The sequence below is a fragment of the Vannielia litorea genome (genome assembly GCF_018424695.1).
Classification (GTDB): domain Bacteria; phylum Pseudomonadota; class Alphaproteobacteria; order Rhodobacterales; family Rhodobacteraceae; genus Vannielia; species Vannielia litorea_A.
The window spans coordinates 1-7,643 of sequence record NZ_QTNQ01000125.1 but is presented as its reverse complement, the minus strand read 5'-3'; the positions used below and the strand labels follow the sequence as shown (position 1 = coordinate 7,643).

The window sequence follows — 7,643 nt, the reverse complement described above, 5'->3', positions numbered from 1 at the left end:
GCCCCACCCCGGTGCGGCCCCGCGCCTTCGCCTGGATCTGGCGCAACTACCTGCGCCCGCATTGGCCGGCCCTGCTGGTCGCCGGGCTGCTAATGGCCGTGGAAGGCTCGATGCTGGGCTTTCTCAGCTACATGATGAAGCCGATGTTCGACAGCGTCTTCATCGAGGGGCAAAGCGGCGCGCTCTGGACGGTGGGCCTTGGGATTCTCGCCATCTTCCTCATCCGTGCCTTCACTTCGGTGGGGCAGAAGCTGCTCCTGGCCCGTGTCGCGTCGAACGTGATCTACAAGATGAAAACCCGGCTCGTCGCCCATCTGATGCGGCTGGACACCACATGGCACGGGCGCAACCCGCCGGGCGCGCTGATCGAGCGGGTCTCGAATGACACCGGCGCAGTGCGCGAGGTGGCAAATGTCGTCATCACCGGGCTGGGGCGCGACGTGGTTTCGCTGATTTCGCTCCTGGCCGTGGTGCTCTGGATCGACTGGCAGTGGACGCTGGTCGCCCTTATCGGCACACCGCTGCTGGTGGCCCCTACCCTCTTCGCGCAAGCCTACATCCGGCGCACCGCGACGCGGGACAGGCAGCTGGCGCAGCACATGTCGATCCGGCTCGACGAGGTGTTCCACGGCATCAACCCGATCAAGCTGAACCGGCTGGAAGATTACCAGTCGCGCCGCTTCGACGGGCTGGCCTATGAGCGCAGGGGCACGGAGGTGCGCAATCAGGTGGGCCGGGCGATGATTCCGGCGCTGATCGACGTGATGACCGGCGTCGGCTTCTTTGCGGTGCTCATCTACGGCGGGCGCGAGATTATCGGCGGCGACAAGACCGTGGGCGAGTTCATGAGCTTCTTCACCGCCATGGCACTGGCCTTCGAGCCGCTGCGGCGGCTGGGGCAGATCAGCGGCGTCTGGCAGGCCGCGCAGGTGAGCCTTGGCCGAGTGCGCGAGATGTTCGATGTGGCCCCCTCGCTCACCTCGCCCGCCACCCCGCGCGAGGTGGCGCCGGGCGACATCCGCCTGCATGACGTGCGCCTGAGCTACGGCGACGCGCCGGTGCTGAACGGGCTTTCGCTGCACGCCAAGGCGGGTGAAACCACGGCCCTCGTCGGCGCATCCGGCGCGGGCAAGTCCACCGTGTTCAACCTGCTCACCCGGCTGGTGGACCCGCAATCGGGCGAAATCACCCTTGGCGGCACCCCGATTGACGCCATCGCCCTGCCCGAGTTGCGCGGCCAGTTCTCGATGGTCAGCCAGGAGGCGCTGCTGTTCGACGAGACGCTGCGCGAGAACATCCTGCTGGGCAGCGAGGTGCCCGAAGAGCGCCTGCAAGCGGCGCTGAAGGGCGCCCATGTGGCCGACTTCGTGAAAGACTTCCCCGAGGGGCTCGACAGCCCCGCCGGGCCGCGCGGCTCCAGCCTGTCGGGCGGGCAGCGCCAGCGGATCGCCATTGCCCGCGCGCTTCTGCGCGATGCCCCGATCCTGCTGCTGGACGAGGCGACCTCTGCGCTGGACACCAAGAGCGAGGCGGTGGTGCAGTCCGCGCTGGACGAGCTGGCGCAGGGTCGCACCACGCTGGTGATCGCCCACCGCCTCTCCACCGTGCGCAACGCCGACAAGATCGTGGTGATGCAGGCCGGCCGCGTGGTGGAAGAGGGTACCCATGATGCACTGCTGGCCAAGGGCGGCACCTATGCCGAGCTCTACCGCCTGCAATTCGCCGAGGAGGGTTGAGGCTCTATGTCTGCCTCCATGGAACGCACTGTCTTTAGAATCTCCGGGCCTGACCGGATCGACTTCTTGCAGAACCTCGTCACCAATGATGTGAAGAGGCTCGACCACGGGCTTGTCTGGGCGGCGCTGCTGACGCCGCAGGGCAAGTATCTGGCCGATTTTTTCCTCGTGCCTGACGGCGACGAAGCGCTTCTTCTCGATGTCGCCACGCCGCTCGCTGCCGATCTGGCGAAGCGGCTGAAGATGTACAAGCTGCGCGCGAAGGTAGAGCTTGAAGAGACGGAGCTGACAGTGACCCGCGGCACCGGCCCGGCGCCCGATGGCGCATGGCCCGACCCCCGCGACCCGGCGATGGGCTGGCGGGCCTATAACGGCGCGCCCGGCGATGACACCGATTGGGACGCGCTGCGCGTTGCGCATGTGGTGCCCGAGAGCGGGGTGGAGCTTGTGCCGGGCGAAAGCTACCCGCTTGAGCTCGGGTTCGAGCGCCTCCATGGCGTCGACTTCCGCAAGGGCTGCTACGTGGGCCAGGAAGTGACGGCGCGGATGAAGCACAAGACCGAACTGAAGAAGGGCCTCGTGCGGGTGTCGATCGACGGGGCAGCGCCTGTTGGTGCCCAGATCATGGCGGGCGAAAAGCAGGTTGGCACGCTTTACACCCAATCCGGCGGCGCCGCGCTGGCCTGGCTACGTTTTGATCGGGCGGGCGATGACATGCAGGCGGAGGGCGCGCGGCTCTCCTGGGACGCCCAAAAGCCGTGAAACCGGGGTGCGCCTAATCCGCACACCCCTCTCTGGTAGAGCTGGAAACAGAGTGTTGCGAGCGCCCGCTCAGGCGCGCTCGGAATATTCCATGGTTTCGGTATTCACGATGATGTCTTCATCCTGACCGACGAAGGGCGGCACCATGACTTTGACGCCATTGTCGAGCGTCGCAGGCTTGAAGCTGTTGGCCGCGGTCTGGCCCTTCACCACCGGCTCGGTCTCGACGACCTTGCAGGTGACTTTCTGGGGCAGCGTCGCGCTCAGCGCCTCCATCTCGTAATACTCGATCTGGATGGTCATACCGTCCTGCAGGAAGGGCCGCCGCTCACCGAGAATGTCGGCGGGAAGCTCGATCTGCTCGAAGGTGTCATTGTCCATGAACACCAGCATACCATCGTTTTCATAGAGGAATTGCTGGTCTTTCTGCTCCAGCCGCACACGCTCGACCTTGTCGGCGGAGCGGAAGCGCTCGTTCAGCTTGGAGCCGTTGCGCAGGTTCTTCATCTCGACCTGCGCGAAGGCCCCGCCCTTGCCGGGCTTCACGTGATCAACCTTCACGGCGACCCAGAGCCCATCGTTGTGCTCGAGCACGTTGCCCGGGCGAATTTCATTTCCGTTGATCTTCGGCATTGTGTCGAAACCTTGGCAAAATCTTGAAAGCGGTTCGGCCGGAGCTATATCTTGCCGCTGTTGGGCTGACAAGCCGACTAGATACGGTGGAAGGTGACGTAGAGTTATGCATTCAGAACATGGCTGCCATGACTTAGGTGGCATATCGAATCGCGCCAAAACCCCCCTATATCGGCGTCACGCCACATCCTCAAGACCAAGAAAAACAAGGAAAACGCATGATTGACTTTGTCGACGGCACGGCTTTCAACCAGGAACAGGGCCAGCGCGCTCGCAAACTGTTTGCGGCGGTTGTTCTTGCGGCTCTGGATGATGCCATTGCGGATGACAAGAAATACGGCAACGGACCGGAGCAGATCGCCCGCTGGGCGCGGTCGCGCGATGGCCGTGAAGTGCTGAGCTGTGCCGGGATCGACCCCAATGAGCGGGTCGTGGGCGGGCTCATGGAGTTTGTCGGCAAGGGGGTTCGCACCTCTGTCGCGCTGTCGCGCGAAGAGAGCGAACGTCGCCAAGCCGCCGAACAGGCCGAAGCGGCCTGATCCACACCCAAGTTTCTGTTAAGCTGCCATGAAATTGCGCCGGCCCCGTGCCGGCGCTTTTTCGTTTCAGGCCACCGGCTGGCTTAGCGAATGCCGCGGGTTTCCAGCGCGCGGGCGATCTCGCGGCGCACCAGCTTGCGGACGTTCTGGGTGATCCGCTCACCCATGCGGCCCCGCAACTCGGCACGCACCACCTCGGCGACGAGGTCGGTGAGCATATCTTCGTCGATCAACGCCGGGGCGCCCGCCTCGCCACGCTCGGGGGCCAGTGCGCCGCTCTGGTGCGCGCCGCCCTCCGGCTCGTCCAGGTCGTCGTCACCTTCTGTGCCGTCCTCCCAAGGGTCGGCCTCATCGTCGGCTGCGGTCCCCGAGCCGTCTTCGGTGCCCAGCACATAGCCCTCAAGCGCAGCCTCGTGGGCTTCATCGGGCGCGTCGGCGCCCTGGCCTTCCAGCGTGGCATCGCCATATTCTGCGCTCGCGTCTTCGGCCTCATTGCCATCGCCCCACGCATCGGGTGAAACCACGTTCGCGGCCTCGGCGCCGTCCTCCGCCACATCGGTTTCGGCGAAATAGGCGGCAAGTTCCTCCTCGTCGTCGTTGTCCTGTGGCGCGTCCGGAGCTTCCTCCGGCTCGGCGTCGAAGTTGCCGCGGTGGGCGCTGCGGAAGACCAGCGGCGCCTCGGCCTCCGCTGGCCCCGCGTCGGGGCGCGGCAGATCGGGGGCCGTCCAATCCTCTTCCGGCTCGGGCCAGACCTCCTCGTCAACGGGGGCCTCGACATGCTCTGGCAGAGCGGCCTCTTCCTGCGCGTCCTCCGGCGGGCCAAGCTCGATCACCTCGGGCGGGTCAGCCTCTGGCGCTTCGCCCTTGAAGTGCAGCCGACCGGTCGGGACATCCGGCGTGGACAGGTCGATGACCGTCTCTTCGCCGTCATCCTCCGCCCAGTCGAAAGTTTCCGCAGAGTCGGCCACCTCGGAGCCATCGGGCTCATACTCGCCACCATCGTCGAAAGCCGCTTCCAGCCCCTCGACGCGGGATTGCAGCGGTGCATCGCTGCCCTCCTCCGCGAAGTCATCCTGTTCGGGCTCGGCTTCTGCCTCCGCCTCCTCGTCGAACTCGAAGGTTTCGGGCGCGCGCCACAGGGCCCGCTCGGGGCCGGCGACCTCTTCCCAGGAGGCATCAAGGGCACGTTCGTCCGGCTCGGCGCTGTCCCCCGCCTCTGCCTGCGCATCGGGCGTGGCGTCGCCACCGGGTGGCACATCCGGCGCCGCGGCCTCTTCGACCCTCTGGGCGGGTGTCAGCAGCAGCGCGTCATGATCGACCGGCGCCTCGCGGCCTCCATCCGGCGCAGCGACCTCTTCGCCGTCTTTCGGCGTGGCAGGGGCGCCGGGGCGGGCGCGTGATGCATTCTCCGACACCAGCCGCCGGATGGAAGAGAGCACATCCTCGATTTCAACATTCGACATCGGATCAGACATCTATACCTCTTGCCGCGACATCCCCCACCATATCCCGCATTTTCTCAGGGTTGGTTGACGCTTCCGCCCTTTCATCCATGCTTTTCCGCAAGCCGTGACCCGCCAGACACGCTGAACGCTGCCCAAGGCGGGGCCGGTTCCGGGCTGGCCGGGCGAAACTCCGGCCTGAGGTTAACTTCTTGGAGCAAGACGCACAACTACCGCCACGGCGCCAGGCACGCCCGCGCTGCCGGTCACTGGCGCTGGAGACGCTCCAGCACCCGGTCAAGCTGGCGCCCCTGGCGGGAGCGCTGCGCTGGCGCGGTTTTCACCGCATTGTAATAGGCCGCCGGATCGTAGGTTTGGATACCCAAGCCCAGATGCTCCACGGTCAAAAGACCCATCGCAGAAAGAAGTGAATAAAGTGCTACGTATTGCTGGGCCTGCGCATCAATTCTCGCGGAGCGGGCATCGAGCAGGTCTTGCTGCGCATCCAGCACGTCGAGCGTGGTGGCGGCACCGAGGTTCTGCTCTTCCTGCACGCCGCGGAAGGCGACGGTGGCGGCGCGGATCTGCTGATCTGTCGCCTGAAGCTGCGCCACGGCGACCCGCAGGTTGGCCCAGGCATTGCCGACCAGCTGTTGCACGTTATGCGTGGTGTTCAGCAGCGCGGCCCGGTTGGCCTCGGCCTGGTTGCGGGCCTTGCGGAGCTGCGCCGAGAGCGCGCCGCCCGAGTAGATCGGCTGGTTCAACGTCACCCCGAAGTTGGAGCGGTCGTTGCCCATGTCATCGAAGCTGAGGTTGGCCGACCCGTCGATGGTGAACTTCATCGCCGCCTGCGCGCGCTTGATGCCGAGCTCGGAGGCGGCAACGGTGTGCTGGGCCTGACGGATCAGCGGATGGGTGCGCACGGCCACGGCCTGAGCCGCCTCGACGGAGGGCGGCAGCTTGGGCGGCGTGGGCGGCGGGGCGAGGCCCTGGGGGTAGCTGCCCACGGCCACGCGGTAGCTTTCCCGCGCGATCTCGAGCTGGCCCGCGGCAAAGGCCACGTTGCTTCTGGCCGCCGCCTGCTGCGCCTCGGCCTGCGCCACTTCTGTGCGGGTGACTTCCCCCACCTCGAAGCGGTCACGGGCGGCACGGAGCTGCTGGTTGGAGAGCCGCACGTTGGACTGTGCCAGCGCGAGGCTCTCGGAAGCCGATGTGACATCCATATAGGCCTGCACCGCGGCCAGAAGCACCTGCTGCTCGAAGTTGACCAGCGCCTCGCGGGTACCCAGCACCACTTCCTTCTGCACCTCGACACCAAGCTGGCTTGCCCCGTTGTCATAGAGCGTCATCGAGGCCGAAAGCGTGGCGGTGGCGCCGAGTTCATAGTTCGTCTGGGCCGAGGCGGAGGCCCCGGCGGAGAAGGCGATGATCGGCCGCAGCGAGGCCATGGCGATGGCCACGTCTTCATCGGCGGCGCGCAGGAGGGCGCGCTGCTGGTCGAGAATATGGCTGTGCCGGTAGGCCGTGATCAGCGTGTCGGTCAGCGTTTCGGCCCGCGCGGCCACAGGGGCAAGCGCCGTGGTTCCTGCGAGCAGAAGCCCCGCAAGCGTTTTGCGCATCCACACCGTCTTTGCCATTCTGGCCCTCGCCTGCTCGCGCTCCAAGGCGCTGGTTTTGGCTCCGCGCACTGGGGCCGGCCCAGGCTCGAAAGCGTTCAGAGCGCGAAGTCGCGCGCGGTTTCGAAGCCCGGCAGCACCGGCGCCGCGGCGTTGAAGGAGAAACGCCATGCGATCCGCCCGCCCTGGCGGGTGCCGATCTTCACGGTGCCGAGCGAGCCTTCCATCATCACGCAGGCGATGCGGCCGCCTTCCTTGAGCTGGTCGGCAAGCGCCTCGGGCAGCGTTTCCACTCCGCCTTCGACGCAGATCACGTCATAGGGGCCGTGCTTCGCAGCGCCCTCGGCCAGCGGCCCGGTGAAGACGACGGCGTTCATCACGTCCTCGCGCCCGAGGATCGCCTCGGCCTCGGAGGCCAGCGCCTCGTCTTCTTCGAGGGCGATCACCGTATCGGCCATATGCGCCAGAACCGCGGAGGAATAGCCAAGCCCGCAGCCCACATCGAGCACCATCTCGCCGGGGCCGATATCGAGCGCATCGAGCATCTTGGCAAAGGTGCGCGGCTCGAGGATCACCCGCCCCGGCGCCAGTGTGAGGTTTTCGCCCAGATAGGCGGCCTCGCGCTTGTCGTCAGGCACATAGGCCTCACGCCGGATTTTCAGCATGGCGTCAATGATCGGAAACTTGGTGACGTCAGACGGACGGACCTGATTGTCGACCATCATTGTGCGGCGGGTGTCGTATAGGCTCATGGAAAGTAAACTCATCGGTTCGCTTCGCTGCCCTAGAAGTGCCACGAAACGCCCGGAGAGGCAACATGGTGGATACGCACATGGTGCACAGAGGGCGCCGGGTTCTGTGCGCCCCGCTGCCACCCGCCCCGCCCTGCCGCTCCGGCGCGCCGAGATGCCCACC

7 protein-coding genes are annotated in these 7,643 nt (G+C 66.1%); 3 read left to right on the top strand and 4 right to left on the bottom strand.

Going from position 1 to position 7,643, the window contains the following annotated elements; all coding sequences use genetic code 11:
- Positions 1–11 precede the first annotated feature (11 nt).
- Together DYI42_RS22450 and ygfZ are read left to right on the top strand one after the other, a co-directional pair.
- The gene (locus DYI42_RS22450) at positions 12–1,736 is read left to right on the top strand and encodes an ABC transporter ATP-binding protein (RefSeq protein WP_213549157.1); all 1,725 of its coding nucleotides are present in this window, start codon (positions 12–14) and stop codon (positions 1,734–1,736) included.
- Between the two features lie 18 nt (positions 1,737–1,754).
- Complete coding sequence (gene ygfZ / locus DYI42_RS22445) at positions 1,755–2,498, top strand: CAF17-like 4Fe-4S cluster assembly/insertion protein YgfZ (protein WP_244868094.1); 744 nt, start codon at positions 1,755–1,757, stop codon at positions 2,496–2,498.
- A 69-nt stretch (positions 2,499–2,567) separates the two neighbouring features.
- On the opposite strand, the gene efp is transcribed toward ygfZ, so the two are convergent.
- Positions 2,568–3,131, bottom strand: a complete 564-nt coding sequence (gene efp / locus DYI42_RS22440) for an elongation factor P (protein WP_213549153.1) — start codon at positions 3,129–3,131, stop codon at positions 2,568–2,570.
- 218 nt (positions 3,132–3,349) lie between these two features.
- Here efp and DYI42_RS22435 point away from each other — a divergent pair, with 218 nt between their 5' ends.
- Positions 3,350–3,670: a DUF6280 family protein gene (locus DYI42_RS22435; protein ID WP_140015094.1), complete on the top strand. Its 321-nt coding sequence runs from the start codon at positions 3,350–3,352 to the stop codon at positions 3,668–3,670.
- An 83-nt stretch (positions 3,671–3,753) separates the two neighbouring features.
- Here DYI42_RS22435 and DYI42_RS22430 read toward each other — a convergent pair whose 3' ends face one another.
- From DYI42_RS22430 to DYI42_RS22420, 3 genes are all read right to left on the bottom strand, one after another.
- Positions 3,754–5,145, bottom strand: coding sequence for a hypothetical protein (locus DYI42_RS22430; protein ID WP_213549151.1), 1,392 nt, complete (start codon positions 5,143–5,145; stop codon positions 3,754–3,756).
- A 233-nt stretch (positions 5,146–5,378) separates the two neighbouring features.
- Entirely contained in the window at positions 5,379–6,749 is a 1,371-nt protein-coding gene (locus DYI42_RS22425; RefSeq protein ID WP_213549149.1) for a TolC family outer membrane protein, read from the bottom strand.
- A gap of 77 nt (positions 6,750–6,826) precedes the next feature.
- The gene (locus DYI42_RS22420) at positions 6,827–7,480 is read right to left on the bottom strand and encodes a protein-L-isoaspartate O-methyltransferase family protein (protein ID WP_213549147.1); all 654 of its coding nucleotides are present in this window, start codon (positions 7,478–7,480) and stop codon (positions 6,827–6,829) included.
- Between the last annotated feature and the right edge of the window lie 163 nt (positions 7,481–7,643).

What these genes read in the sequence shown, in the direction of transcription:
- ygfZ (WP_244868094.1), top strand. Translation starts at nt 1,755, where the DNA reads ATGGAACGCACTGTCTTTAGAATCTCCGGGCCTGACCGGATCGACTTC.
- efp (WP_213549153.1), bottom strand. Translation starts at nt 3,131, where the DNA reads ATGCCGAAGATCAACGGAAATGAAATTCGCCCGGGCAACGTGCTCGAG.
- DYI42_RS22435 (WP_140015094.1), top strand. Translation starts at nt 3,350, where the DNA reads ATGATTGACTTTGTCGACGGCACGGCTTTCAACCAGGAACAGGGCCAG.
- DYI42_RS22430 (WP_213549151.1), bottom strand. Translation starts at nt 5,145, where the DNA reads ATGTCTGATCCGATGTCGAATGTTGAAATCGAGGATGTGCTCTCTTCC.
- DYI42_RS22425 (WP_213549149.1), bottom strand. Translation starts at nt 6,749, where the DNA reads ATGGCAAAGACGGTGTGGATGCGCAAAACGCTTGCGGGGCTTCTGCTC.
- DYI42_RS22420 (WP_213549147.1), bottom strand. Translation starts at nt 7,480, where the DNA reads ATGAGCCTATACGACACCCGCCGCACAATGATGGTCGACAATCAGGTC.